The following is a 25,959-nucleotide window of genomic DNA, read 5'->3' as shown; positions in this document are numbered from 1 at the left end:
CGGTAGCTGACCGGTCGAGAACCGGCAGCTATCCGGCGGGAGCCGGGCTCTGCTCAGCCTTCGAGTTCTTCCCAGCGCGCGAAGGCCGCATCCAGCTCGGCCTGCACCTTCGCCAGTTCGTCGTTCGCCCGCGTGATCGCGGCGGCATCCTGCTGGTAGTACTTCGGATCGTTCATCGCCTCGGTGCGCTTCGCGATCTCCGTCTCGAGTTCTTCGAGCTTCGCCGGCAGCAGGTCCAGCTCGCGCTGTTCCTTGAAGGACAGCTTTTTCTTCGGTGCGGCGACGGGAGCGGCTGCCGGTGCCGCGGCGGGTGCCGCTGGCTTCGCGCTGGCGGCATGGGCGGCCTTCGCCGCCTCGATCGCGGGCTTCTGTCGCAGCCAGTCGCTGTAACCGCCGATGTACTCGCCGACGTCGCCGCCGCCTTCGAGCACGAGCGTGCTGGTCACGACGTTGTCGATGAAGTCACGATCGTGAGACACGAGCAGCAGGGTGCCGGTGTATTCGTTGAGCAGTTCTTCGAGCAGTTCCAGCGTCTCGACATCGAGGTCGTTGGTCGGTTCATCCATCACCAGCAGGTTGGACGGCTGCGCGAACAGCTTGGCCAGCAGCAGGCGGTTGCGCTCGCCGCCGGACAGGCGGGTGATCGGCGCGCGTGCACGCTCCGGCGAGAACAGGAAGTCCTGCAGGTAGCCGATGATGTGCTTGCGCTGCCCATTGAGCTCGATGTATTCACGGCCTTCGGCCACGTTGTCCAACGCGTTCATGCTGTCGTCCAGCGTGGAGCGGTGCTGGTCGAAGTAGGCGATCTGCAGGCTGGTGCCGAGCGTGGATTCGCCCGTCTGCGGTTTGAGTTCGCCCAGCAGGATCTTCAGCAGCGTGGATTTGCCCGCGCCGTTGGGACCCATGATGCCGACACGGTCGCCGCGCATGATCGTGGTGGAAAGGTCTTTCAGCAGCGTGCGCTCGCCGTAGCCGTGGGTGACGTGCTTGACGTCGACCACCTTGCGCCCGGACGACTGCGCATTGCCCAGCGTGATCTTGGCGGTGCCCGTCTGCTCGCGACGTTCGCCACGTTCGCGACGCAGTGCCTTGAGGGCGCGAACGCGCCCTTCGTTACGCGTGCGGCGTGCCTTGATGCCCTGCCGAATCCAGACTTCTTCCTGGGCCAGCTTGCGGTCGAAGTGCGCGGTGGCCTGGGCTTCGGCGTGCAGGCGCTCTTCGCGGCGGCGCAGGTAGTTGTCGTAGTCGCCCGGCCAGCTGGTTACGCTGCCGCGGTCGATCTCGACGATGCGGGTCGCCAGCGCGCGCAGGAAGCTGCGGTCATGGGTGATGAAGACGATGCTGCCGGTGAAGCTCTTGAGGAAACCTTCGAGCCACGCGATCGCCTCGATATCGAGGTGGTTGGTCGGCTCGTCGAGCAGCAGGAGGTTCGGGTCGCGAACCAGGGCCTGGCCCAGGAGCACACGACGCTTCATGCCGCCGGAGAGGTCGGCGAAGTCGGTGCCCGCGGGAAGCTCGAGGCGCTCGATCACCTGCTGGACGCGCGAGTCCAGGTCCCAGGCGTTATGGGCCTCGATCTGCGTCTGCACGTCGCCGAGGGCATCCATGTCGCCCTCTTCGAGCAGATGGTGATAGCGCGCGAGCAGATGACCGAGCTCCCCAAGGCCGTCGGCCACCACGTCGAACACGCTGCCGGTGGTGTCCTGCGGGACCTCCTGCGTCAGCCGCGCGATGCGCGTACCGCCCTGCAGGCGGATCTCACCGTCTTCGGCGTGAATCTCGCCGGCGATGAGCTTGAGCAGGGTGGACTTGCCCGCGCCGTTGCGCCCGACGACGCAGACGCGCTCGCCGGGGTCGAGGGAGAGATTCACCTGTTCGAGCAGGAGCGGGCCGCCGACGCTGTAGTCGACATTGAGGAGTTGGATAAGAGACATCCCCCATTGTACCCGGCGGGAGCCAGCGCTGCCCTTCAGTCCGTATCGACGGTGTACCGGGTGTGCTGGCGCCAGGTGACGCCGGGCCGGAGGATCGCACCCTCGGCCTCGCTGCCGTTGACCTGGTCCGGAAAGGCCTGGGCCTCGAGCGCGAAGCCGGCAAACGGGCCGTAGGCGTCCCCGTGACGGCCCGGCTGGCCGGCCAGTTTCTGGCCGCTGTAGAACTGCAGCCCCGGCCGGTCGGTCCTCACCGTGAGGCGGCGTCCGCTGGACGGCTCGCTGACCACGGCGACGACGCGGCCCGCCTCGCTCGGACGGGCGTGCGGGATATAGCAGTGATCGAAGCCCCCTACCAGCTGTAGCTGGGGGTCCGGCCAGTGCAGCCGCGATCCGATCGGCGCCGGTTCGCGGAAGTCGAAGGCCGTGCCGGCGACATGCTGGCGGCCGACCGGGATCGCGCCCGCGTCGATGGCCAGGAACTCATCCGCGTCGATACGGATGACGTGGTCGCGGATATCCGGGCGCCGGTCGTTGAGGTTGAAGTACGGGTGCGCCGTGAGGCTGAGCGGCGTGGGGGCATCGCTTTCCGCCTCATAGCGGAGGTCGAGGCTGCCGTCGTCCTCCAGCTGCACGCGCAGGGTCACCCGCACTTCGCCCGGAAAGCCGCCATCCCCCTCGGGTGAGACGAGGCGTAGCAGCAAGGCGTCGCCGTCCGGTTCGACGTCCCAGCGCTGCAGGTGAAAACCGTCGTGGCCGCCGTGCAGGTGGTTGCCGCCGTCATTGCGGTCCACCCGGTAGTCGATGCCGTCGACGCTGAAGCGTCCCCCGCGTATGCGGTTGGCCCAGCGTCCGACGATGGCGCCCATATACGCCGTGGAGGCGAGGTACCGCTGCGCGTCGGCGTGACCGAGCAGAATGTCGCCGACGCGTCCCTGGCGGTCCGGCGCCTGCCACGAGAGCAGGGTGCCGCCGAGGTCGGTGATGTCGATCTGCGCGTCGCGGGCGTTACGCAGGGTCCAGCGGTGGAGCGGGCGGCCGTCGGGGAGATGGCCCCAGGCGGTGGCATTCGATACGGGCATGGGTAGAGCGTTCCCTGCGGACGGCGATCAGGTCGTCGTCTTGCGATGGAGGTCGAGGTACTGGCGCGGCGTGCAGTCGTACTCACGACGGAATACCGCATACATGTATTGCAGCGACGTGAAGCCGCAACGCAGCGCGATGTCCGCGAGCGGCACGTCGGAGTTGGCGATGAGGTCGCAGGCCGTGTCGAGCTTGTGCTTCAGGATCACCTGGTGGACCGTCTGCTTGAGCTCGCGCTTGAAATGTTCCTCGAGCACGGTCCGCGACACGCCCACGTAGTCGGCGACCTGTTCGGTCTTGATGCCGAGACAGCCGTACTGGCGGATGTAGTGGCTGGCGCGCATGACGTGCGGGCTGCGCATCGGCTGGAACCGGCTCGACACCTGCACGTTGATGCCCACCGGTGGCACGAGGATCCGCGAGCTCGAGCAATCCACGCCCCGCAGCATCTGGTGCAGCAGGTGCGCCGCGGTGCGCCCCATCTCTTCGGCCCCCTGAATCACCGACGTCAGCGGGATGCGTGTCAGCAGCTGGGCCATCGGGTCGTTGTCGATACCGACGATCGCGATCTGCTCCGGTACCGCGAAGCCACCCATGACGCAGGCCTGCAGGAGCTGGCGCGCACGGGCGTCGGTCACGGCGATGATGCCGATGGGCTTGGGCAGCTCGGCCAGCCACGTGATCAGTTCCTCCACCGCGTGGCCCCAGCCACCCGCACTGGTGGGGGAGCCTTCGTACACGACGCCGTCGATGGATTCCTCGCGAACGATGGCCTCGAAGGCATGTTCGCGCTCCTGCGCCCAGCGGCTGCCCGGGCTCGGGGGGATGCCATAGAAGGCGAAGCGCGTGAGGCCCTGCTCGATCAGGTGGTCATAGGCCAGCCGCACGAGGCGCGCATTGTCGGTGGCGATATAGGGAACGCCCGCCGGATAGGCGGAAGCATCGTGGTAGGAGCCGCCGACGGCGACCACGGGGATGTGCAGGTCGCGCAATGCATCCGGGGCGTCGGGGTCGTCGAAGTCGGCGATGACGCCGTCGCCCTGGAAATCGTGGATATCGCGCATCCGGCTGCGGAAGTCCTCTTCCATGAAGAGGTCCCACTCTACGCGTGTGCTGTTGAGGTAATGCCCAATCCCGGCGATGACCTGACGGTCATACACTTTGTTGGCATTGAAAAGCAGGGCGATGCGGTGCGGTGCCATGGCGGCGAAAACTAGCAGGAATCCGCGCTCCCGGCCATGACGCACCGCGGCAAAGAAAAGTACCGGGGTCGCGACTGAAATCGCAATTGCGCGGTATGCCCCCGGATCGTCAGCATCGACGGAATTCGCCCCCCTGTTTGTCAAGGATTTGTTATGTCGTACTTTTCGCACATTCCGAAGATCGCCTACGAAGGTCCGCAGTCGGACAATCCGCTCGCCTTCCATCACTACGATGCGAAGAAGCAGATCCTGGGCAAGAGCATGGCCGAGCACCTGCGTCTCGCCGTCTGCTACTGGCACACCTTCGTGTGGCCGGGCTCGGACGTCTTCGGTGCCGGCACGTTCGAGCGCCCCTGGCAGACCGCGGGCGACCCGCTGGAGAAGGCGCGTGAGAAAGCCGACGCCGCCTTCGACTTCTTCTCCCGCCTCGGCACGCCGTTCTACACGTTCCACGACACCGACGTGGCACCGGAAGGCGCGAACCTCGCCGAATACAGGAACAACTTCGCCGCGATGGTCGACGTGCTCGAGAAGAAGCAGGCCGAAACCGGCGTGAAGCTGCTCTGGGGCACGGCCAACGTGTTCAGCAACCCGCGCTACGCCGCCGGCGCCGCGACCAATCCGCAGCCGGAAGTGTTCGCCTACGCCGCGACGCAGGTCCGTCACGCCATGGAAGCCACGCATCGCCTCGGCGGTGAGAACTACGTGCTGTGGGGCGGCCGCGAAGGCTACGAGACCCTGCTCAACACCGACCTCAAGCGCGAGCGCGCGCAGCTGGGCCGGTTCTTCCAGATGGTCGTCGAACACAAGCACAAGCTCGGCTTCAAGGGCACGATCCTGATCGAGCCGAAGCCGCAGGAGCCCACCAAGCACCAGTACGACTACGACAGCGCCACGGTGTACGGCTTCCTCAAGGACTTCGGTCTGGAGAACGAGGTCAAGACCAACCTCGAAGCGAACCACGCCACGCTGGCCGGCCATTCGTTCCAGCACGAGGTCGCCACGTCCATCGCGCTGGGTCTGTTCGGCTCGATCGACGCCAACCGCGGCGATCCGCAGAACGGCTGGGACACCGACCAGTTTCCGAACAGTGTCGAAGAGCTCACCCTGGTGACCTATGAGATCCTCAAGGCCGGCGGCTTCACCACGGGCGGTTACAACTTCGACACCAAGGTGCGTCGCCAGAGCAGCGCGGCGGAGGATCTCTTCCACGGTCACATCGGTGGTATCGACGCGCTGGCGCTGAGCCTCGAGCGTGCGGCGAAACTGATCGAGCGCGACGCCCTCGCCGACTTCAAGGCGAAGCGCTACGCTGGCTGGGATGCCGAGCTGGGTGCGAAGATCCTCAACGGTGGTTTCACGCTCGCTTCCCTGTCGGACGAGGCGATCGCACGCGACATCCACCCGAAGCACGTCTCCGGCGGTCAGGAATTGCTCGAAAATATCGTCAACCGTTATATCTACGGCTGATAGGGAGTTCGTTTTGATGGAAGCACAGGCACGCATGTACCTCGGTATCGACCTCGGCACCTCGTCGGTGAAGGCGGTGCTGATCGACGACAGGGGGGCGGTGCGGGCCAGTGCGTCCAGCCCGCTCGAGGTGTCCCATCCCAGGCCGCGCTGGTCCGAGCAGGATCCCGCGGCCTGGTGGGCGGCCACCGAGGCGGCGGTCACGGATGTCCTCAAGGGTGCCGATGCCCGCCGCGTGGCGGCCATCGGTCTCTCGGGCCAGATGCACGGCGCGACCCTTCTCGATAAGTCAGACAATATCCTGCGCCCCGCGATTCTCTGGAACGACACCCGGTCCGACATCGAGGGTGCCGAACTGGAAAAGGTGCCGGGCTTCCGCTCGATCACCGGCAACGTGGCGTTTCCGGGCTTCACGGCGCCCAAGCTCGCCTGGGTCCGCAAGCACGAGCCCGAGATCTTCGCGCAGGTCGCCAAGGTGCTGCTGCCCAAGGACTACCTGCGGCTGAAGCTCACCGGTGAGTACATGACCGATGCCTCCGACGCGGCCGGCACGCTCTGGCTCGATGTCGAGAAGCGTCAGTGGAGCGATGCGATGCTCGCCGCGACCGGGCTGGATCGCTCGCACATGCCCGAGGTCTTCGAAGGCAGCCAGGCGGCGGGTCGGCTGAGCCGGGAGCTGGCGGATCGCTGGGGCATGGATACCGTGCCCGTCGCCGCCGGTGGTGGCGACAACGCGGCGGGTGCCGTCGGCGTGGGTATCGTCCGCAGCGGTCAGGCGATGCTCTCGCTGGGCACCTCGGGCGTGTACTTCGCGGTGTCCGATGGTTTCCGTGCCAGCCCCGAGCAGGCCGTGCACAGCTTTTGTCATGCATTGCCTGACACGTGGCACCTGATGTCGGTGATGCTCAACGCGGCCAGCTGCCTGGACTTCACCGCCCGCCTCACGGGCTTCAAGGATGTCCCGGCACTGCTGGCGGAAGCCGAAGCCGTCGGCCTGAAACCCGACGGCCCGGTGTTCCTGCCTTACCTCACGGGTGAGCGCACGCCGCACAACGATGCCCATGCACGCGGCTCATTCACCAACCTGGGTCCGGGCACGCTGCGCGCGGATCTCGCCAACGCCACGCTCGAGGGCGTCGGCCTGGGTCTGCTCGACGGCTTGCTGGCGGTCGAGTCGACCGGCCTGGTGGCCGACGAGATCACGGTCATCGGCGGCGGCTCGCGCAGTGCCTACTGGACACAGATGCTGGCCGACATTCTGGGCAAGAAGCTGGTGTTGCGCGCCGGTGGCGAAGTCGGCCCGGCGCTCGGCGCGGCGCGTCTCGCACGCCTGGCGGTGGACCCGCAAGCCACGCTGGATGAGGTCTGTCCGATGCCGGAGGTTACCGCCGTCCGCGAGCCCGATGCAGCGCGTCATGCATATTTTCTTCAAACACGTCACCCTCTGTTCCGCCGCTCGTACGAGCGTTTGAAGCCGCTGTATTCCGACGCCGCCTGAGGCGACGAATTTCCGCCCTGAAGAGGGTGAACCCAGAAGCATGGAGATGAGCATGAAGCACAAGGCCCTATACACGTTGCTCGCCGTATCGATGGCCGGCGCCAGTATTTTCGCGGCGCCGCAGGCGCACGCCAGCAAGGAAAAGCCGGTCATCGGCTTCTCCATCGACGACCTGCGCGTCGAGCGCTGGACCAAGGACCGCGATTATTTCAAGGCTGCCGCTGAAGCCAAGGGCGCCACGGTCTCGGTGCAGTCCGCCGATGCCAACGAGCAGAAGCAGATCCAGCAGATCGAGAACCTGATCTCGCGCAAGGTCGACGTCATCGTCATCGTGCCGTTCAACGCCAAGACTCTGACGACCGTCGTGGCCGAAGCGAAGAAGGCCGGCATCAAGGTCATCTCCTACGACCGCCTGATCCTCAACGCCGACGTTGACGCCTACATCTCGTTCGACAACGACAAGGTCGGTCAGATGCAGGCCCAGGGCGTGGTCAATGCCGCACCCAAGGGCAACTACTTCCTGCTCGGCGGCGCGCCCACCGACAACAACGCCAAGATCCTCCGCGAAGGCCAGATGAAGGTGCTCAAGCCGCTGGTCGACAAGGGCGACATCAAGATCGTCGGTCAGCAGTGGACCAACGAGTGGCTGGCCTCCAACGCGCAGTCGATCATCGAAAACGCGCTGACCGCCAACAAGAACAACATCCAGGGCATCGTCGCTTCCAACGACGGCACCGCGGGTGGCGCCATCGCCGCGCTGAACGGCCAGAAGCTCGCCGGCAAGGTCGCCGTGTCGGGTCAGGACGCCGATCTCGCCGCGATCAAGCGGATCAAGGCCGGTACGCAGACCATGACGGTCTACAAGCCGATCAAGACCATCGCCACGGATGCCGCCAACCTGGCGGTCGACCTCGCCCAGGGCAAGGCGCCGAACTTCACCTCCAAGATGAACAACGGCAAGGGCGACATCAACACCATCCTGCTGACCCCGACCCTGCTGACAAAGCAGAACGTCGATCTCGTGGTCAAGGACGGCTTCTATACCCAGGCCCAGGTGGGTCAGTAAGATCGGGGGCGCCCCGCTTAGTGCGGGGCGCCACCTTGAGTGAGGAAGACCGTGAGCGAATACCTGTTCGAGATGCGCCAGATCGTCAAGGAATTCTCCGGCGTACGTGCGCTCAATGGCATCGACCTGGCCGTGCGGCCCGGTGAATGCGTGGGCCTGTGCGGAGAAAACGGCGCAGGTAAGTCCACCCTGATGAAAGTCCTCTCCGGCGTGTACCCGTATGGCACGTGGGAAGGCGAGATCCTGTTCGACGGCAAGCCGCTGCGGGCGCACTCGGTGCGTGACAGCGAAGCGGCCGGCATCGTCATCATCCACCAGGAGCTGATGCTGGTACCGCAGCTCTCCGTCGCCGAGAACATCTTCCTCGGCAACGAGATCCGCAAGTTCGGCGGTGTGATGGATTACGACGCCATGTATGCGAAGGCCGAGGCGCTGCTCGCCCGGCTCAAGCTCAAGGACGTCAACGTAGCGGCCCCTGTAATGAACTACGGCGGCGGCTACCAGCAGTTGTTCGAGATCGCCAAGGCGCTGGCGAAAAACGCGCGCCTGCTGATCCTCGACGAGCCCTCGTCGTCGCTGACCTCCTCCGAGACCGATACGCTGTTGTCGATCATCGAGGACCTCAAGCGCGACGGTGTGGCCTGCGTTTACATCTCGCACAAGCTCGACGAAGTGGCACGCGTGTGCGACACGGTCACGGTCATCCGCGACGGCAAGCACATCGTCACGAAGCCGATGAGCGAGATGACCACGCATACGATCATCACCGCGATGGTCGGGCGCGAGATCGAAAACCTGTTCCCGAAGATGGACCACGACATCGGCGAGGTGATCTTCGAGGCGAAGCACGTCACCTGCTGGGACGTGGCCAACCCGAACCGCAAGCGCGTCGACGACATCTCGTTCGAAGTGCGTCGCGGCGAGATCGTCGGTATCGCCGGGCTCGTGGGCGCGGGTCGTACCGAACTGGTCTCGGCGATCTTCGGCGCCTACCCCGGCCGCTACGAGGCCGAGCTGGTGCTCGAGGGCAAGTCGATCAAGATCCGTTCGCCCGAGCAGGCGATCAAGGCCGGTCTGTCGCTGGTGCCGGAAGACCGTAAACGCCAGGGTATCGTGCCGCTGCTGGGTGTGGGCGACAACATCACGCTCGCCACGCTGGCGCATTATGCGCACGCCGGGCAGATCGACCGTCAGGCCGAGCTGCAGGTGGTCGACACCGAGATCAAGCGGCTGCGCGTCAAGACGGCCAGTCCCGAACTGGCGATTGTCGGGTTGTCCGGCGGCAACCAGCAGAAGGCGGTCCTGACCAAGATGCTGTTGCCGGGCCCCAAGGTGCTTATCCTCGACGAGCCGACCCGCGGCGTCGACGTCGGCTCCAAGTACGACATCTACAAGCTGATGTTCGAACTGGCCGCCAAGGGCGTCGCCATCATCATGGTCTCCTCGGAGATGCCCGAGGTGCTCGGCGTGAGCGATCGCGTTCTCGTCGTCGGCGAGGGCAAGCTTCGCGGCGACTTCAAGAACGTCGGTCTGACGCAGGAGCAGGTGCTCGCCGCCGCGATTTCACACGCCGCCGAGGGGCCCGCACACGCGGCCTGATCCTTCGAACCCATCCACGCGCCACCACGGAAGCTCCTCCATGCAGGCCCAGCAAATCCAGCAACTGTTCGTCCGCTACAAGATCCTCGCGCTGCTCATCGCCGTCGCGCTGATCTGGGTGTTTTTTCACGTAAAGACCGACCAGGCCTTCATCACGCCCGGCAACCTGTCCAACCTGTTCCGGCAGATGGCCATCACCGGCATGCTTGCCTGCGGCATGGTGTTCGTCATCATCGCGGGCGAGATCGATCTGTCGATCGGCTCGCAGCTCGGCCTGCTGGGTGGTGTGGTCGCCATCCTTACGGTCAACCAGGGCTGGGGCACGTGGACGTCCATCGGCGCCGTGCTGGTGCTCGGCCTGCTTATCGGTGCGTTCAACGGCTTCGTGGTCACCAAGATGCGCGTGCCGTCGTTCATCGTCGGTCTCGGCGGCATGCTGGCTTTCCGCGGCATCGTGCTTTACATCACCGGCAGCTCCACCATCGCGCCGGCGCCGGATGACCTCATCCAGCTCGGCCAGGGCTTCGTCCCGGTGGCGATGTCGCGCTGGATCGGCGGCATCATCTTCCTTGCCATGGTCGCGCTGACCGTCCGCCGGCGCATGCGTCGGGGCAAGCTCGGTCTGCAGCAGGGCGCGGTCTGGGTCGATGCGGTCAAGCTGGTCGCCATCGGCGCGGTCATCTTCGGCTTCGTGCGCACGCTCAACGACGCCAACGGCATTCCCATTCCGGTGATGATCCTGCTCGGCCTGCTGGCCGTGTTCACCTACGTTTCGACCCAGACCGTGTTCGGTCGCCATATCTACGCGGTCGGCGGCAACATGGAAGCGACGCGCCTCTCGGGCGTCAACGTCGCCCGGGTCAAGCTGGTCGTGTTCGCGCTGATGGGACTGATGTGCGCCTTCGCCGGCATCATCACCGTGGCCCGCACCGGTTCGGGTTCGCCCTCCGCCGGTACCGGCGGCGAGCTGGACGCCATTTCCGCCTGTTTCATCGGCGGCACGTCGATGCGCGGCGGTTCCGGCACGGTCTACGGCGCGCTGATCGGCGCCCTCGTCATGGCCAGCCTCGACAGCGGCATGCAGCTGATGGACGTCGACAACTCCTGGCAGATGATCATCAAGGGCGCGATCCTGGTGCTCGCCGTGTGGGTGGACGTGCTGTCGGGTTCGAACCGTAACGGCTGAGCATGAAAATCATGGACGATTTCGACACCCTCCAGGGTCAGTGGCGCCAGGTTCGGTTCGAAGCGAACGGCATCATCGACCCTCCGGATGACCACGGCGGGCATGGCGCGCCGATAAAGGTGTGGCCCAGCCGACGGCATTCGTCACGTCCCCGGGCCTGACGTTGCGCGGCTTCGTCCGGCATCGCCCCTAGAAATGTAGGAGCGCGCCTGCGCGCGACGCGCTTGCGCTGACCGTCGTGCGTCAGGCGTTAAGGGCATCGCGCGCGAGGCGCGCTCCTACAGGTCTTACTTTCCGCTGTTCAGCGCCCGAGCCATCTTCAGATGTTGCTTTAGCGTCGGCAGGGTCTTCTTCGCGAAGGCTTGCAGTTCCTTGTTCGAGCCCTTCTCTGCCTCGACCTCGAAGATGGCGATGGCCTTTTCGTGATCGGCGACGGCGACCTTCGCGTATTCCTTGTCGAACGCCGCGCCATTGAGGCGCTTCAGCGCGTCGATGTCTTTCTGGTTCGCGGGCGGCGGGCTCTCGGCGGTGGCATAGCCGCGGTCTCCGCTCGCAAGATTCTTCAGCTCCTCGCCCGACTTGGTATGGTCGTCGACCATGTGCTGGCCGAACGACTTCACCTTGGCCGATCCGCCGTTGGTCACGGCGATCTTGCCCAGCTCCACTTCGGCCAGGCCTGCGCCGCTGGCGTTGGTGACGAAGCCGGCATCGGTCGGGGTACCGCCCTTGGAATCGGTCTGCTTGGTGTCGTCCTGCGCATGGGCGGCGAAAGGAACGGCAGCCACGAGTAGCGCGGTCGCGATGAGGCGGGGCAGGGTGCGTGACATCATGGATTCTCCGGTAGCACGGTAACGGCTGTCAGATGTCTCATTCCAGCCATGAAAGCGTTGTGACCCCGGCGGCAACTTTCTGAAGTTCCTGAACGAAAACGGACGCCCGAAGGCGCCCGTTTCCTATCGCATGTCGCACAAAACTTACTTGCGGCGAGCAACCGTCGCGCCGAGGCCGGCGGCGTCGCGCAGCACGTCAGCCTTGTCGGTCTTCTCCCAGGAGAACGCCGTGAACGTGTTGCCGTTCTTGTCGGTGACGTCGTACGGCTTGCGGCCGAAGTGACCGTTGGAGGCGGTCGGCTGGTACATCGGGTGGACCAGATCGAGCATCTGGATGATGCCGTACGGGCGCAGGTCGAAATGCTTGCGGATCAGCTTCTCGATCTTCTCGTCGGGAATCTTGCCGGTGCCGAAGGTCGTCACCGAGATCGAGGTCGGCTCGGCAACGCCGATGGCGTAGCTGACCTGGATTTCGCAACGGTCGGCGAGGCCGGCCGCGACGATGTTCTTGGCGACGTAGCGCGCGGCATAGGCAGCCGAACGGTCGACCTTGGACGGATCCTTGCCCGAGAACGCGCCACCACCGTGACGGGCCCAGCCGCCGTAGGTGTCGACGATGATCTTACGGCCGGTCAGGCCGCAGTCGCCCACCGGTCCGCCGATGACGAACTTGCCGGTCGGGTTGATGTGGAACTTGGTGCCCTTGTGCAGGAGCTTCGCCGGCAGCACGGGCTTGAGGATCAGCTCGCGCACGCCTTCGATCAGGTCCTTCTGCTTGACGTCCGGATCGTGCTGGGTGGAGAGCACGACGGCGTCGATGGCGACGGCTTCGCCGTTCTCGTAGCGCAGGGTGACCTGGCTCTTGGCGTCCGGGCGAAGCCACGGCAGCGGCGAGTTCTTCTTCTTGCGGACCTTGGTCTGCTGCTCGACGAGACGATGCGCGTAGTGGATCGCCGCCGGCATGTACTCGGTGGTTTCGTTGGTCGCATAGCCGAACATCAGGCCCTGGTCGCCAGCGCCCTGTTCTTCCGGCTTCTTGCGGTCCACGCCCTGGTTGATGTCAGGCGACTGCTTGCCGATCAGGTTGAGAACGCCGCAGGTCTCGCCGTCGAACCCGACTTCCGAGGAGTCGTAGCCGATGTCGAGGATGACCTTACGGGTCAGCGCTTCCAGATCGATCCAGGCGCTGGTGGTGATCTCACCCGCGACGATGGCGACACCGGTCTTCACCAGCGTCTCGCAGGCCACGCGCGCACGCGGGTCCTGGGCCAGGATGGCGTCCAGAACGGCGTCGGAGATCTGGTCGGCGATTTTGTCCGGATGGCCTTCGGAGACCGACTCGGAGGTGAAGAGGAAATTGCTCATCGAGGGTATATATCCTTCTTTACGGATAAAGAGATAAATGGGGCGCGCCATGATACACGCCCCGTCGCCGGTTTGCAGCGGCAAGGGTACCCCCGGCGGGTGACGATTGCATGGATGTTCAGCGCGGGAAGGGGTAGGAGGGGGTTGGGAGGGGGTTGCCGCCCGCTCTGTCGGCTTTTCGCGCGCGGGGCGCGCTCCTATGACAGCCGCCGTGTAGGAGCGCGCCCCGCGCGCGAAAGGCCAACAGCGCGGGGACACGGTGCCCCTTTTTCCGTCAGGCCACCTCCGCCAGTCGTTCGCGGGCCGCCCGGGCCACGGCCACCATCCCGGTCAGGGCCTCAGCTACCTCGGGCCAGCCGCGGGTCTTCAAGCCGCAATCGGGATTGACCCAGAGCTGGTCCGGACGAAGCACCTGGAGCGCCCGGGACAGCAGATCGGCCATTTCCTCCTTGCCGGGCACGCGCGGGGAGTGAATGTCGTAGACGCCGGGTCCGATCCCGTTCGGGTAACGGAACCGTGTGAAGGCGTCCAGCAGCTCCATCCGCGAGCGGCTGGTCTCGATCGAGATCACGTCCGCGTCCATCGCGGCGACCGCCTCGATGATGTCGTTGAACTCCGAGTAGCACATGTGGGTATGGATCTGGGTCGAGTCGCTGACGCCACCCGCGGTGATCCGGAATGCGTCGACCGCCCAGTCCAGATAGGCGGCCCAGTCACCCCGGCGCAGCGGCAGGCCTTCGCGCAGCGCCGGCTCGTCGATCTGCACGATGCCGATGCCGGCTTTCTCGAGATCGTGGACCTCGTCACGCAAAGCCAGGGCGATCTGTCGGCACACCTCTGCACGCGGGAGATCGTCACGTACGAACGACCACTGCAGCATCGTCACCGGACCGGTTAGCATGCCCTTCATCGGCCTGGCGGTCAGGGACTGGGCGTATGCGGACCAGGCGACGGTCATCGCGGCGGGACGCGCCACGTCACCGAAGACGATCGGCGGCTTGACGCAGCGCGAGCCGTAACTCTGCACCCAGCCCAGAGACGTGAACGCGTAGCCTTGCAGCTGTTCGCCGAAGTACTCGACCATGTCGTTGCGCTCGGGCTCGCCGTGCACGAGGACATCGAGGCCCGCTTCTTCCTGAAACGTCACGGCGCGCCGCACCTCCTCGCGAAGCACGGCCGTATAAGCCTCGTCGTCTAGCTTGCCCGAGCGATGCGCGGCACGTGCAAGGCGTAGTTCCGTGGTCTGCGGAAACGAGCCGATGGTGGTGGTCGGCAGGTCGGGCAGGCCGAAGCGCTGCTTCTGCACATTCGCGCGAAACGCGTAGGCCGAGCGGCGCTTTCCGAACTGGGGCGTCAGTCCACGTACGCGCGCCCGCACGTCGGCGCGCAGCACGTCGGGAGAAAGCAGTCGCGCCTCCACTGTCGCATGCTGACGCGAGAGCGCGAGCTGCGCCGTCTCGTCGCCGACGGCGGCATCGGCATAGCGTCGCAGTTCGACGATCTTCTGCCGCGCGAACGACAGCCAGTCGCCGATCGAACCCGGCAGGTGCCTTTCTTCCGACGCATCGATGGGCACGTGCAGCAGCGAGCACGACGTCGACAGCCACAGACGCTCGTCGCCGAGGCGCTCGCGTGCGCGGGCGATGCGCGGCGCGATGGCGGACGGGTCGCTCAGCCAGATGTTGCGGCCGTCGAGCACGCCGGCGGACAGCACACGACCGGCGGGAAGCGCGTCAAGCACGGCATCCAGTTGCCCGGGCGCGCGCGCTAGATCGACATGTAGGCCGGCGACGGGCAACGACGCCGCCAGTTCGAGGTTGCCGCCGAGCTCGCCGAAATAGGTCGCGAGCAGAATGCGGCCACGCGACCGTTCACCGATGGCGGCATAAGCGCCGCGATAGGCCGCCTGCCAGTCCGGCTCGAGATCGAGCACGAGGGCCGGTTCGTCGACCTGGATCCAGTCGGCACCCGCGTCCGCGAGCGCATCGAGCAAACCGCGCCACGCCGGCAGCAACGCGTCGAGCAGCGCCAGAGGATCGCTGCCGTCGACGGTCTTGGCCAAACGGAGGAAGGTCAGCGGACCGAGGAGTACGGGGCGCGCCGCATGGCCGAGGGTGACGGCTTCACGATATTCCGCGACGACCTTGTCGGCACGCGTGGCAAACGACTGGCCCGCCTGCAGCTCGGGGACGATGTAGTGGTAGTTGGTGTCGAACCACTTGGTCATCTCCAGCGCGTGCAGGTCGACTTCGCCGTCCTGACGGCCGCGTGCCATGGCGAAATAGCCGGCCAGCGGATCGCGCTGATGGAGTGCACGGTAGCGCGGGGGAATGGCGTCGACCGCGACGGCGGCATCGAGCACATGGTCGTAAAGCGAGAAGTCGTTGACGGGAACGCTGTCGGCTCCCGCGTCGCGCGCGAGGCGCCAGTGGCGTTCGCGGAGCTGACGGGCGACGGTGAGCAGGTCGTCGGCGCTGGTTTCGCCCCTCCAGTGACTTTCGAGCGCTCGCTTCAGTTCGCGGCGTCGGCCGATGCGGGGAAAACCGGGGTAGGTAACGTGTGGCATGTGGATGATTCCTCTTCGTGGCAAAGAGGAGGGAAGGGCGGTTCGTCGCGGACGCACGTGCACTGCCACACGGAAGGTGCGGCAGCGTGAAGGCGTCATGCGGCTTGCCGTCGACCTTCGCCCCCGCGGGCGAACCGGACCCTCGCGCGAACGCGACGGCCCAGGTCGGGCAGGGCACACGCACCCATGACGGCACGCGCGCCCAGGCCGGCGGCAGGTCTTCGGGCTCGTGGATGTGGCACCTGGGTGCCGCCTTGCGTGTCGCTTCCCGGATCGCCATCGATCCAGTGCTGATGACGCGCTCGTCTCCACATACCGCTGCGGGGCAGCGCCGGATTCTCACCGGCTTCCCTCTTAGCTTTTATCCTTCTATTCGAATAGAGAGATAAAGACCGCTGGCGGCCCAGAGGTTAGCCCTACGGACGGGGCAGGTCAACGAGCCAGGCATGCATCGCGTCGACATGTCGCCCGCGACGATGCGCCAGGGCATCGGGAGTAAGGCATGGCGGCAAGGCACATCGTGATGGCGACGGTGGGATCGCAGGGTGACCTGTTTCCGTTCCTGTCCGTGGGGCGGGAGCTGGCGGCGCGGGGCCATCGGGTCACCATCGGTGCCCATGCGATTCATCGCGAGGCGGTGGCGGAGGCCGGGCTGAGGTTCGTCCTTGCCAGCGGGATCGCGGAGCCCGAGGACAAGGCCGCCTTCGCTGCCCGGGCGTTCCATCCGCTGCGCGGTCCGCGCTTCGTCGTACGTGACCTCGCCGCCGAGGATGTCGCCGCGAGCTACCGCGCGCTGGCGCCGGTATGTCTGGAGGCCGATGCGATCGTCACCTCGACGCTCGCCTTCGCCGGCCAGATTCTGGGCGAGACGACACGCGTGGCGTGGTTGTCCGCCGTCCTGTCGCCCGCGGTGTTCCTTTCCGCTTTCGATCCGCCGGCGACGGGCATGGCGCGACTCGACCGTTTCTTACGTGCGTCGCCGCGTCGTGGCGCCTGGGTGCGCCGGATCGGCGAGCGGGTGACCGCACCGTGGACACGTGCCGTGCGCAGCTTCCGGCAGTCGCTGGGTCTGGCGCCGGTGTCGGTGTGGGGCGATCCGTTTCATCGCGGACAGCACGCGCGCGATGGTGTGCTGGCGATGTATTCGCCGTTGCTGGGTCACGCGCCGCAGGATGCCCCGGCGCACAGCGTGGTCACTGGCTATTGCCGTTACTCGCCCTTCAACGAAACCCTTCCCCCGGAGCTGTCGGCGTTTCTCGACGCGGGTGACGCGCCGATCGTGTTTACGCTGGGATCGGCGGCGGTGCACGCGGGCGAGGCCTTCCTTCGCGAGAGCATGGCGGCGGCAGGCGCGCTCGGACGTCGTGCCGTCTTGCTCACCGGCTCGCCCGAGATGCGCGCGCGGTTGCCCGACACGTTGCCAGCCGGGGTGATGGCTGTGGAATACGCGTCACACGGTGCGCTGTTCCCGCGCGCTTCCGCGGTGGTACACCACGGGGGTGTCGGCACGACGCAGGAGAGTTTGCGCGCGGGGTGTCCGGCGCTCGTGGTGCCGCATGGCTTCGATCAGCCTGACAATGCGGCGCGTGTGCTTCGGCTGGGTGTGGGCGATGTATTGCCCGCTTCGCGTTACCGCGCTGACCGGGCGGCGGCGAAGCTGCGCGTCCTCCTGACTGACGAAGGCGTGGCCTTGCGCGCCCAGCGCGCGGCTGAAGTCATCCGGGCCGAGCGAGGCGCGTCGCTGGCCGCGGATGTGATCGAACAGGCGATGGCGCGGCGAGACCGCCGTATGGCAACAACATAGCCGAACTGCCGCAATCACCGCTTACTCGAACCCTGCGATCGCTCGCGGCGTATAAGCCTCCTCCAAAGCTGCCGTCTCTTCCTCGGTCAGCTCCAGATCGATCGCCGCCACCGCATCATCGAGATGCTGTGGCTTCGACGCCCCGACGATCGGCGCGGTCACGCCGTCACGATGCGCCACCCACGACAATGCCACCTGCGCACGAGGCACGCCACGCGCATCGGCCACCCTCTTCACCGCCGCGACGATGGCGCGATCCGAATCTTCCGTGGCGTTGTAAAGCGTGCCGCCGAAGACATCGCTCTTCTGCCGGTCGCTGCCTTCGTCCCAGTCGCGCGTCAGCCGTCCGCGTGCCAGCGGGCTCCATGGCAACACCGCGATGTGCTCGTCGATGCAGAACGGAATCATCTCGCGCTCTTCCTCGCGCTGCAGCAGGTTGTAGTGATCCTGCATGCTGACGAACTCGGTCCAGCCGTGCATCCGCGAGGTGTAAACCATCTGCGCGAACTGCCACGCATACATCGACGAGGCGCCGAGGTAGCGGACCTTGCCGGCCTTCACTACGTCATGCAGTGCCTCGAGCGTTTCCTCGATGGGCGTGGTCTGGTCGTAGCGATGGATCTGCAGCAGGTCGATGTAGTCGGTACCGAGGCGGGCCAGCGAATCGTCCACCGAATGGAAGATCGCCTTGCGCGACAGGCCGCCGCCGTTCGGTCCCTTGCGCCAGTGGAAGAAGGTCTTGGTGGCGATCACCACCTCGTCGCGTTTCGCAAAATCTTTCAGGGCACGTCCGACGATCTGTTCGGACGTGCCGTCGGAGTATGCGTTCGCCGTGTCGAAGAAGTTGATGCCCAGGTCCAGCGCCTTGCGAATGAAGGGCCGGCTCTGCTCTTCGTCCAGCGTCCAGGCGTGGTTTCCGCGGTCGGGAACGCCGTAAGTCATGCAACCGAGCACCAGCGGCGAGATATCCAGGCCGGTACGGCCGAGCTTGATGTAGCGCATGCGAAGACTCCATCGGGGGATGCCCCATTGTGACTGGCCGGATGTAGACGCTGCATATACCTGCCATGGCTATGATTTGCGCGAACCGCGGCTTCGACGCGACGCGCCCCTGCCGCGTCACCCACCGGAGTCATGAAATGCCGTCCACTCTTTATTCACGCAGGCCGCCCCGTATCACGGGCGTGGTCATAGCGCTTCTCGGTCTCTTTCTCGTGGGAGGCGGAGCGTGGCTCGCGGCTCTCGGAGGCTCGTTCTACTACCTCATCGCTGGCGCCGCGGTCGTAGCGACCGGCATCCTGCTCGTGCGCGGTTCGGCCAGCGCCCTCTGGCTCTATGCCGTGATCCTGCTCGGGACGGCCATCTGGGCGTTCACCGAGGTCGGGCTCGTGGGTTGGCAGCTGGAACCGCGACTGCTGGTTCCGGTGGTGCTCGGTATTTATCTCGTCATGCCCTGGGTACGTCGCAAGCTCACTCCCTCGGGCGGTGGCGCCTTCGCGGTGATCGTGGCCGTTATCGTCAGCGTCGGTCTCGGCGTGGCGGGTTTCATGCAGCCCGTCGGCACGCAGGGCGAAGCGGTCATCCGAAACATGGCGGATGGCCACGACGCCTCGGTGCCGGACAGCGACTGGCAGTTCTACGGCCGCACACCCAGGGGCGATCGCTTCTCGCCGCTGGACCAGATCAACGCGACCAACGTCAGGGACCTCAAGGTCGCCTGGACGGCACGGACGGGCGACACCATGCGTCCGGGTGAGGATCAGGGCGGTACCGACGCGGGTCACGAGTTCAACTTCGAAAACACCCCGATCAAGATCGGCGACACGCTTTACGTGTGTACGGGCCATAGCTGGGTGGTCGCCTTCGACGCCGCCACGGGTGCGAAGAAGTGGAGCTTCGATCCCAAAGCCAATACCGATGCGGACGTCTATCTGGCCTGTCGCGGCGTGGCGTATTACGAAGCGCCGCAGGGCACGCAGACCGATTGTCCGCGTCGCATCATCGCGCCGGTACTCGATGCCCGCGTGCTCGCGCTCAACGCCGATACCGGTAAGCCCTGCGAGGATTTCGGCGAGCACGGCTTCGTTTCGCTGACGCAGTATCTCGGCCATGTGCCGGCCGGCTTCCACTTCGTGACGTCGCCGCCGATGGTGCTGAAGGATCGCGTGATCCTCGGTGGCTGGGTCTACGACAATCAGGCGGAAGGCGAGCCGTCGGGTGCCGTGCGCGCGTTCGATCCGCTCTCCGGCAAGCTGGTCTGGGCGTGGGACGTCGGGCACGATCCGCAGAACTGGACGCCGGGTCCGAACGATCAGCTGACACGCGGCACGCCTAACGCGTGGGGCGTGTACACCGCCGATCCGGATCTGGGCATGGTCTACCTGCCGATGGGTAACGCCACGCCGGATTACTTCGGCGGCCATCGTCGTCCGTTCGACGAGAAGGTGTCGAGTTCGACGGTCGCGCTGGATATCGAAACCGGCGAGCCGAAGTGGACCTACCAGAACACGCATCACGACCTGTGGGACATGGACGTACCGACGGGTCCGTCGCTGGTCGACTTGCCCGGTCCCGATGGCGGCACGATTCCCGCCCTGGTACAGACGACCAAGCGCGGCGAGTTCTTCGTACTCGATCGCCGCACCGGCAAGCCGGTGACCGAAGTCGCCGAGAAGAAGGTGCCGACCGACACGGTGCCGGGTGACTTCGCGTCGCCCACTCAGCCGTACTCGGTGGGCATGCCGTCGCTGACACCGAAGGATCTCACGGAGCAATCGCTCTGGGGCGCGACGCCGTTCGATCAGCTGATGTGCCGCATCGAGTTCCGTAAGGCGGCGTACGAAGGTCAGTTCACGCCGCCGCATCTGAAGGACACGATCGTCTATCCGGCCTTCGACGGCGTGATCGACTGGCACGGCGCCTCGATCGATCCGTATAACAAGCTGATCATCGCCAACGCGAACTACATCCCCTTCATCATCAGCCTCGCGCCGCGCCAGCCGGCGGAACAGAAGGGCTACGTGAAGCCGTGGGACGGCACCGGTGACGAGCCGAAGGTCGGCGGCGGTCTGGCACCGCAGTACGGCACGCCTTATGTCGGCAAGGTACATCCGTGGCTGAACCCGCTGGGCGTGCCGTGCAATCCGCCGCCGTGGGGCACACTGGCGGCGATCGATCTGGTCACGCACAAGCTGGTCTGGGAGCACCCGCTCGGCACGACGCGCGACACCGGTCCGTTCGGCACGCATACGAACGCGCCGCTGCCCACCGGCATCTTCAACATCGGTGGCAACATGACCACGAAGGGCGGCCTGGTGTTCATCGGTGCCACGGCGGATAACTACATTCGTGCGATGGACGAGCGGACGGGCAAGGTCCTCTGGCAGGCACGTCTGCCGGCGGGTGGGCAGGCGAATCCGATGTCGTACTCGGTCGGCGGAAAGCAGTACGTGGTGATCGCCGCGGGCGGGCACAGCGGGCTGGGAACCAAGTCGGGTGATTACGTGGTGGCTTACGCGTTGCCTTGAAGAGCGTCGCCGGCAGGGCCGGCTCCTACCTCTCCGCGGAACCCGCCCGGGTCACCGCAGACAGGTAGGAGCCGGCCCTGCCGGCGATTCCCGCGCAGCAAGGCCTTGAAACCTCACCAACCATCCCTACCTAGTGCGCACAACGCCGACGAGGCGTAAGATCCGCACCTCACCACGAGAGCCACGCCATGTTCCGCTGCAAGCACGATTTGATGCTCGACCTACCGATCGCCTCTGGGGCGCGTCGCGGGTGCGCGCGCTCCGTGCAAGGTGGAACGCTGTCGTAAGACGGCGCCCGGCCTCGAAGATTCGAAAGCACCCGCAAGGGTGCTTTTTTTTGTCTCGCATTCGACCAAATCCGCCGTTTCCAGGCCTTTACCGGAGTCTCCGTGTCATGAAGAACAGCCGCGACCCCCGATCCTGACCCGTCCTGCTCTGCCAGGGGCGGCGGTCGTCGGATCGGGGAGTGCCTCGCTCGGAACCTCTTCTTCGAGCCCCTGGCGATCCCATCAGGACATCGTTAGCCATGAGTACCACCACTCGCGAAACCACCATTCCCGTCGGCCGCTGGCGCAATCTCGGCATCATCGCGCACGTCGACGCGGGCAAGACCACGCTCACCGAGCGGCTTCTCTACAAGACCGGTACGATCCATCGCACCGGTGAGGTGCACGACGGCGCGACCACCACCGACCATATGGAGCTCGAGCGCGAGCGTGGCATCACGATCGGCGCCGCGGCCGTGCGCGCGAACTGGACCCCGCAAGGTGACCTGCCGCATCGGCTGACCCTCATCGATACGCCCGGGCACATCGACTTCGCGATCGAGGTCGAACGTTCGCTGCGCGTGCTCGACGGTGCGGTGACCGTGTTCTCGGGCGTCGCCGGCGTGCAGCCGCAATCGGAAACCGTATGGCGCCAGGCGCGCCGGCATGGCGTACCGTTGATGGCCTTCGTCAACAAGATGGACCGCCCGGGCGCGGATTTCGATGCGGTGGTCGCACAGATGCGCGACAAACTCGGTGCCAATCCGTGGGTCGTCGCGCGTCCGGTGATCGAGGGCGAGCACATGACCGGTCTCGTCGATCTCGTCGGCGAACGCACATGGCGTTTCGATGACGACGGCACGCCGAGCGTGCACGGCTGGGACGGGACGGAACGTGCCGCCCATGCCGACGCACGCGCCGAACTCGTGGCCGCCGTGGCGGACCGTGACGAAACGCTTGCCGAACTCTGGCTGGCGGAACAGCCGATCGATGCCGACGTCCTCACGGCGGCGCTGCGTCGTGGCACGCTGGCGGGCCTCGGCTCCCCGGTATTGCCGGGGTCGGCGTTCCGCAATGTCGGTATCGAGCCGTTGCTCGATGCCTTCGTCGCGTATCTGCCGTCGCCCCTGGATCGACCGTCCGTCGTCGCGCACACCGATAACGGCGACGTCTCGCTGGCCCCCGACGCGAACGCACCGCTGGCTGCGCTCGTCTTCAAGGTGGTCAACCAGGCGCATGGTCCGCTGGCCTTCGTGCGCGTGTATTCGGGTCGCCTGCACGTCGGCGATGCCGTGTGGCGCAGCGGCACCGATCGCGTGCAGCGGGTCGGCCGCCTGGCGGTCGTGCGTGCGGAAGATACCGAAGCGGTGGACGCCGCCGAGGCGGGCGACATCGTCGCGATTGCCGGCTGGAAAGACGTCGCGACAGGCGAAACCTTGTCGGACTCGCATCGCCACGTGCGGCTGGAAACGATCCAGGCGCAGCCGGCGGTATTGTCCTGGCGACTGTCGCCCGAACGCTCGGCCGATCTGCTCAAGCTCGGGAATGGCCTGGCGCGCCTCGCGCAGGAGGATCCTTCCTTCCGCGTGAGCACCGATCCTGAAACCGGCGAGACGCTGGTCTGGGGTATGGGCGAGCTGCACCTCGAAGTGATGGTCGAGCGGCTGCGTCGCGAGTGGGGTGTGCAGGTGCGCACCGGTTCTCCACGCGTGGCGTACCAGGAAACCCCCGCGAAGGCCTCGGGCCCGGTCGAGGGCAAACTGGCCAAGCAGACGGGCGGCAGCGGTCAGTACGCACGCGTGGTGCTGTCTCTGGCGCCGACCGGCGAGGATGTCAACCGGTTTGTCGACAAGACGACCGGCGGCGTCATTCCGAAGCAGTTCCAGTCGGCGGTGGAGAAGGGTGCGCATTCGGCACTGCTCGAAGGTCCGCGTGGTTACCCGGTGGTCGGTGCGGAAGTGATCGTGCTCGACGGTCAGGCCCATGCGGTGGACTCGAACGAGGCCGCGTTCCATCGAGCGGCCCAGATCGCGGTGAAGTCGGCGCTGGAAGCGACCGGTACGGTGCTGCTGGAGCCGGTGATGCGCGTGTCGGTGTCGACGCCGGGCGCGGCGGTCGGTGACGTACTGGGCGACCTGCAGCGTCGCGGTGGGCAAATCGTCCACCTCGCCGATACGCAGGAGCGAACCGAGATCGAAGCCGACGTGCCGCTGGCGCAGCTCGATGGCTACAGCACCGCGTTGCGTTCGCTGAGCCAGGGGCGTGCGTCGGCAACGGTGGCTTTCGAGGCGTATCGCCCGGCGACGGTGCAGGAGGCGTCGCGCCGTTCGGCGTAAATGGCGGGCGGGCCTGCTGGCGGAGCATCGCCAGCAGGCTGGCTCCCAACGGATTTGGGATCGACCGAGGCACCTTCCTCAGATCGCCCGCCTTCTGATGGGAGCCAATCCTGTCACCGATGCTCTGCGCCCCGCGAAGGGTTACCCTTCTCCCATGATTTCCTACCCTGACGCACTCGACCTCCTTCTCGCCGAATCCCGCCAGCTGGAGAGCGAGCGCGTCACGGTCGACACGGCGGCAGGACGCATTCTCGCCGCCGACATCGTCAGCCCGATGTCCCTCCCAGGCTTCGATAACGCCGCCATGGACGGATACGCACTACGCGCACCCGGTGAGACGATCGCCGCGGGTGCGACTTATGCGATCGCGGCGATGCACGCGGCAGGCGACGGCGCCGAAGGCTATCCGGATGCCCAGTGCTGCGAAATCGCCACCGGCGCACGGATGCCCGCCGGGTTCGACACCGTCGTCCCTGTCGAGCGGTGTGAGCGCAGCGGAGGTATCGTTCGCTTCACCATCGACGAACGCCGCGGGCAGAACGTGCGTGCGGCCGGTAGCGACATCGAGGCAGGTAGCCTCGCGTTGGGTATCGGGCGGCGCATCGATGCGGCGGCCATCATGTTGCTGGCGGCACTGGGTGTCGAAACGGTCGACGTCGCCCGTCGGCCACGTGTGGCGATCATCACCACCGGCAGCGAACTGCATCCCGTCGGGCCGCTGCCGCCCGGTGGCATCCACGATTCCAACGGTCCGTTTCTCGCGGCAAGCCTCGTTCGCTGGGGCGCCGAGCTCCTGTTCCGTCGTCGCGTCCCGGATATCGGCGACGCATTCCACGAGGCGGTGCGCGACGCTCTCCAGGCGGGGGCGGATCTCATCGTCACGACGGGAGCCGTGTCCGCGGGACGCTTCGACTTCGTTCCCTCGGCGCTGGCTTCGCTGGGCGCAACGACGCTTTTTCACAAGGTGGCCATGCGCCCGGGTAAGCCGTTGCTTGCCGCGCGCTTCGATCACGGGCCGATGGTGGTCAGCTTGCCCGGCAATCCGATCGCGGTGGCCGTCGGCTATCGTTTCTTCGTCGCTCCGGTACTTCGTGCCATGGCGGGTCTCGGGGCCGAGCGGTCGCAGCGGGTTCGCGTGAGCGAGAGCGTCGGTATGCGCCAGGGCATGCATCATTTTGCCCTTGGCCAACGCGTCAGCGATGTCGATGGCCTCGAAGCCATTCGCCTGATGCAGGCACAAGCGGCCTATCGCATCGTGCCATTTACACAGGCGGATGTGTGGTTGAGCGCCGCCGACGCATTCGGCGATACGGCTGACGCCTGGCCGCTCGATCCGGCGGATGCGCCGTGATCGTCGGCCTCATCCTGGCGGGTGGCTTGTCCTCGCGCATGGGGGCCGACAAGGCGTCGCTGATCATCGAAGGGCGCACGTTATTGCAACGGACGGCCACGGCGCTACGCGCCGTCGGTGCGACGATCGTGGCGGTGAGCGGCGACCGGCCCGGCGGGATACCTGACCGGTGGCCGCGCAGCGGGCCCGTCGGCGGCATCGCCAGCGCGGTGGAATATCTGCCGGATGGCGAGCTGCTGGTCGTTCCGGTAGATATGCCCCGGCTGAGTCATGCCTTGCTGGAGCCGCTGATTGCCGCCCGCTCAGAGCGCACGACGGTGTGGCACGGCTACCCGTTGCCTATGCGCATGACGCTCGACGGCGCCTCGCGCACGGCGCTGGCCGAACTCATGACGCAGCCCGGAAGGACCTGCTCCGTATCGGCCCTGCAATCCTGTCTGGGTGCGGCGCGACTCGCGATCGACACACTGGACACGCGCCTGCTGGTCAACTGCAACACCCCCGACGAATGGCGTGAGGCGAACGCATGAGAGTGCAAATGGAGAACGACATGATCCGCGTGCGCATCGACGAGGACGAACTGAGCGAACTGTTGCAGGACGTCGCGTTGCTCGGTTCGACAGCCTTCGGCACGGTATTCACCATGCGCTACGCCGTCGATGCGACCGACGCCGTGGTGTGTGGGCTGTCGGGCAATGCACACGAGTGGCGGATGGAAGTACCGCGGCTGGCGCTTGAAGACTTGCAGTCGCGTCTGCCCAGCAAGGACGGTCTGGTCTTCGATATCCCTGGATACGATACGGTCGCGACGACGGTGCGTTTCGATGTGGACGTGAAAGACAGCCTGCGTCGACGCCGGGGCTGATCCATCGCGCGTCA

Annotated in this window: 18 protein-coding genes and 1 riboswitch; of the genes, 11 read left to right on the top strand and 7 right to left on the bottom strand. The window is 66.0% G+C overall.

Annotated features, from left to right (window positions below):
• Positions 1-53 precede the first annotated feature (53 nt).
• Genes J2X57_RS05195 through J2X57_RS05185 form a run of 3 tightly spaced genes read right to left on the bottom strand, consistent with a single transcriptional unit; the run spans position 54 to position 4,216 of the window.
• Complete coding sequence (locus J2X57_RS05195) at positions 54-1,934, bottom strand: ATP-binding cassette domain-containing protein (RefSeq protein WP_309864645.1); 1,881 nt, start codon at positions 1,932-1,934, stop codon at positions 54-56.
• 35 nt (positions 1,935-1,969) lie between these two features.
• Positions 1,970-3,013, bottom strand: a complete 1,044-nt coding sequence (locus J2X57_RS05190) for an aldose epimerase family protein (protein ID WP_309864642.1) — start codon at positions 3,011-3,013, stop codon at positions 1,970-1,972.
• A gap of 27 nt (positions 3,014-3,040) precedes the next feature.
• Positions 3,041-4,216, bottom strand: coding sequence for a XylR family transcriptional regulator (locus tag J2X57_RS05185; protein ID WP_079520462.1), 1,176 nt, complete (start codon positions 4,214-4,216; stop codon positions 3,041-3,043).
• Positions 4,217-4,369: 153 nt separating this feature from the next.
• Between J2X57_RS05185 and xylA the strand changes: the two genes are divergently transcribed.
• The 5 genes from xylA to J2X57_RS05160 are packed head-to-tail and all read left to right on the top strand — an operon-like array spanning position 4,370 to position 11,035.
• Positions 4,370-5,686 carry a xylose isomerase gene (gene xylA, locus J2X57_RS05180; RefSeq protein ID WP_036110348.1) on the top strand — a complete coding sequence of 439 codons (1,317 nt, stop codon included), beginning with the start codon at positions 4,370-4,372 and terminating at the stop codon, positions 5,684-5,686.
• Positions 5,687-5,702: 16 nt separating this feature from the next.
• Positions 5,703-7,184, top strand: coding sequence for a xylulokinase (gene xylB, locus J2X57_RS05175; protein WP_343218461.1), 1,482 nt, complete (start codon positions 5,703-5,705; stop codon positions 7,182-7,184).
• A gap of 52 nt (positions 7,185-7,236) precedes the next feature.
• Positions 7,237-8,250, top strand: coding sequence for a D-xylose ABC transporter substrate-binding protein (gene xylF / locus J2X57_RS05170; RefSeq protein ID WP_309864633.1), 1,014 nt, complete (start codon positions 7,237-7,239; stop codon positions 8,248-8,250).
• Positions 8,251-8,301: 51 nt separating this feature from the next.
• Positions 8,302-9,849 (top strand): xylose ABC transporter ATP-binding protein, encoded by a 1,548-nt coding sequence (locus tag J2X57_RS05165; protein WP_036110353.1) that lies wholly within the window; start codon positions 8,302-8,304, stop codon positions 9,847-9,849.
• A 40-nt stretch (positions 9,850-9,889) separates the two neighbouring features.
• Entirely contained in the window at positions 9,890-11,035 is a 1,146-nt protein-coding gene (locus J2X57_RS05160) for a sugar ABC transporter permease (RefSeq protein WP_051943303.1), read from the top strand.
• Positions 11,036-11,322: 287 nt separating this feature from the next.
• Here J2X57_RS05160 and J2X57_RS05155 read toward each other — a convergent pair whose 3' ends face one another.
• The 3 genes from J2X57_RS05155 to metE form a co-directional block, all read right to left on the bottom strand.
• On the bottom strand, positions 11,323-11,865 hold the full coding sequence (locus J2X57_RS05155; RefSeq protein WP_090352708.1) for a DUF4142 domain-containing protein: 543 nt from the start codon (positions 11,863-11,865) through the stop codon (positions 11,323-11,325).
• A 144-nt stretch (positions 11,866-12,009) separates the two neighbouring features.
• Positions 12,010-13,230, bottom strand: coding sequence for a methionine adenosyltransferase (gene metK / locus J2X57_RS05150; protein WP_036110358.1), 1,221 nt, complete (start codon positions 13,228-13,230; stop codon positions 12,010-12,012).
• A gap of 274 nt (positions 13,231-13,504) precedes the next feature.
• Positions 13,505-15,796, bottom strand: a complete 2,292-nt coding sequence (gene metE / locus J2X57_RS05145; protein ID WP_309864624.1) for a 5-methyltetrahydropteroyltriglutamate--homocysteine S-methyltransferase — start codon at positions 15,794-15,796, stop codon at positions 13,505-13,507.
• Positions 15,797-15,990: 194 nt separating this feature from the next.
• Positions 15,991-16,208, bottom strand: a riboswitch (cobalamin riboswitch).
• A 90-nt stretch (positions 16,209-16,298) separates the two neighbouring features.
• On the opposite strand from metE, the gene J2X57_RS05140 reads away from it, so the two are divergent.
• Positions 16,299-17,600, top strand: coding sequence for a glycosyltransferase (locus tag J2X57_RS05140; RefSeq protein WP_308846210.1), 1,302 nt, complete (start codon positions 16,299-16,301; stop codon positions 17,598-17,600).
• Between the two features lie 21 nt (positions 17,601-17,621).
• On the opposite strand, the gene J2X57_RS05135 is transcribed toward J2X57_RS05140, so the two are convergent.
• On the bottom strand, positions 17,622-18,602 hold the full coding sequence (locus J2X57_RS05135; protein WP_309864621.1) for an aldo/keto reductase: 981 nt from the start codon (positions 18,600-18,602) through the stop codon (positions 17,622-17,624).
• Positions 18,603-18,739: 137 nt separating this feature from the next.
• On the opposite strand from J2X57_RS05135, the gene J2X57_RS05130 reads away from it, so the two are divergent.
• The 5 genes from J2X57_RS05130 (at position 18,740) to J2X57_RS05110 (ending at position 25,945) form a co-directional block, all read left to right on the top strand.
• The gene (locus J2X57_RS05130) at positions 18,740-21,127 is read left to right on the top strand and encodes a membrane-bound PQQ-dependent dehydrogenase, glucose/quinate/shikimate family (protein WP_309864618.1); all 2,388 of its coding nucleotides are present in this window, start codon (positions 18,740-18,742) and stop codon (positions 21,125-21,127) included.
• A gap of 526 nt (positions 21,128-21,653) precedes the next feature.
• Positions 21,654-23,729, top strand: a complete 2,076-nt coding sequence (gene fusA, locus J2X57_RS05125; RefSeq protein ID WP_309864615.1) for an elongation factor G — start codon at positions 21,654-21,656, stop codon at positions 23,727-23,729.
• A gap of 154 nt (positions 23,730-23,883) precedes the next feature.
• On the top strand, positions 23,884-25,080 hold the full coding sequence (locus tag J2X57_RS05120) for a molybdopterin molybdotransferase MoeA (protein WP_309864613.1): 1,197 nt from the start codon (positions 23,884-23,886) through the stop codon (positions 25,078-25,080).
• Positions 25,077-25,610 carry a molybdenum cofactor guanylyltransferase gene (locus J2X57_RS05115; protein ID WP_309864611.1) on the top strand — a complete coding sequence of 178 codons (534 nt, stop codon included), beginning with the start codon at positions 25,077-25,079 and terminating at the stop codon, positions 25,608-25,610. Before J2X57_RS05120 ends, J2X57_RS05115 begins: the two co-directional genes overlap by 4 nt.
• Positions 25,607-25,945, top strand: a complete 339-nt coding sequence (locus J2X57_RS05110; RefSeq protein ID WP_309864608.1) for a hypothetical protein — start codon at positions 25,607-25,609, stop codon at positions 25,943-25,945. Before J2X57_RS05115 ends, J2X57_RS05110 begins: the two co-directional genes overlap by 4 nt.
• The last annotated feature ends 14 nt before the right edge of the window (positions 25,946-25,959 follow it).

The sequence above is a fragment of the Luteibacter sp. 1214 genome (genome assembly GCF_031455395.1).
Lineage (GTDB): Bacteria > Pseudomonadota > Gammaproteobacteria > Xanthomonadales > Rhodanobacteraceae > Luteibacter > Luteibacter mycovicinus.
The sequence above is the reverse complement of the archived record's forward strand: the minus strand, read 5'-3'. Positions and strand labels throughout refer to the sequence as shown.

Bases quoted from the DNA above. Each gene is read 5' to 3' on its own strand.
- J2X57_RS05195 (WP_309864645.1), bottom strand. From the start codon at position 1,934: ATGTCTCTTATCCAACTCCTCAATGTCGACTACAGCGTCGGCGGCCCG.
- J2X57_RS05190 (WP_309864642.1), bottom strand. From the start codon at position 3,013: ATGCCCGTATCGAATGCCACCGCCTGGGGCCATCTCCCCGACGGCCGC.
- xylB (WP_343218461.1), top strand. From the start codon at position 5,703: ATGGAAGCACAGGCACGCATGTACCTCGGTATCGACCTCGGCACCTCG.
- metE (WP_309864624.1), bottom strand. From the start codon at position 15,796: ATGCCACACGTTACCTACCCCGGTTTTCCCCGCATCGGCCGACGCCGC.
- J2X57_RS05185 (WP_079520462.1), bottom strand. From the start codon at position 4,216: ATGGCACCGCACCGCATCGCCCTGCTTTTCAATGCCAACAAAGTGTAT.
- fusA (WP_309864615.1), top strand. From the start codon at position 21,654: ATGAGTACCACCACTCGCGAAACCACCATTCCCGTCGGCCGCTGGCGC.
- J2X57_RS05130 (WP_309864618.1), top strand. From the start codon at position 18,740: ATGCCGTCCACTCTTTATTCACGCAGGCCGCCCCGTATCACGGGCGTG.
- J2X57_RS05140 (WP_308846210.1), top strand. From the start codon at position 16,299: ATGGCGGCAAGGCACATCGTGATGGCGACGGTGGGATCGCAGGGTGAC.
- metK (WP_036110358.1), bottom strand. From the start codon at position 13,230: ATGAGCAATTTCCTCTTCACCTCCGAGTCGGTCTCCGAAGGCCATCCG.
- J2X57_RS05110 (WP_309864608.1), top strand. From the start codon at position 25,607: ATGAGAGTGCAAATGGAGAACGACATGATCCGCGTGCGCATCGACGAG.
- xylA (WP_036110348.1), top strand. From the start codon at position 4,370: ATGTCGTACTTTTCGCACATTCCGAAGATCGCCTACGAAGGTCCGCAG.
- J2X57_RS05135 (WP_309864621.1), bottom strand. From the start codon at position 18,602: ATGCGCTACATCAAGCTCGGCCGTACCGGCCTGGATATCTCGCCGCTG.
- xylF (WP_309864633.1), top strand. From the start codon at position 7,237: ATGAAGCACAAGGCCCTATACACGTTGCTCGCCGTATCGATGGCCGGC.
- J2X57_RS05120 (WP_309864613.1), top strand. From the start codon at position 23,884: ATGATTTCCTACCCTGACGCACTCGACCTCCTTCTCGCCGAATCCCGC.
- J2X57_RS05160 (WP_051943303.1), top strand. From the start codon at position 9,890: ATGCAGGCCCAGCAAATCCAGCAACTGTTCGTCCGCTACAAGATCCTC.
- J2X57_RS05155 (WP_090352708.1), bottom strand. From the start codon at position 11,865: ATGATGTCACGCACCCTGCCCCGCCTCATCGCGACCGCGCTACTCGTG.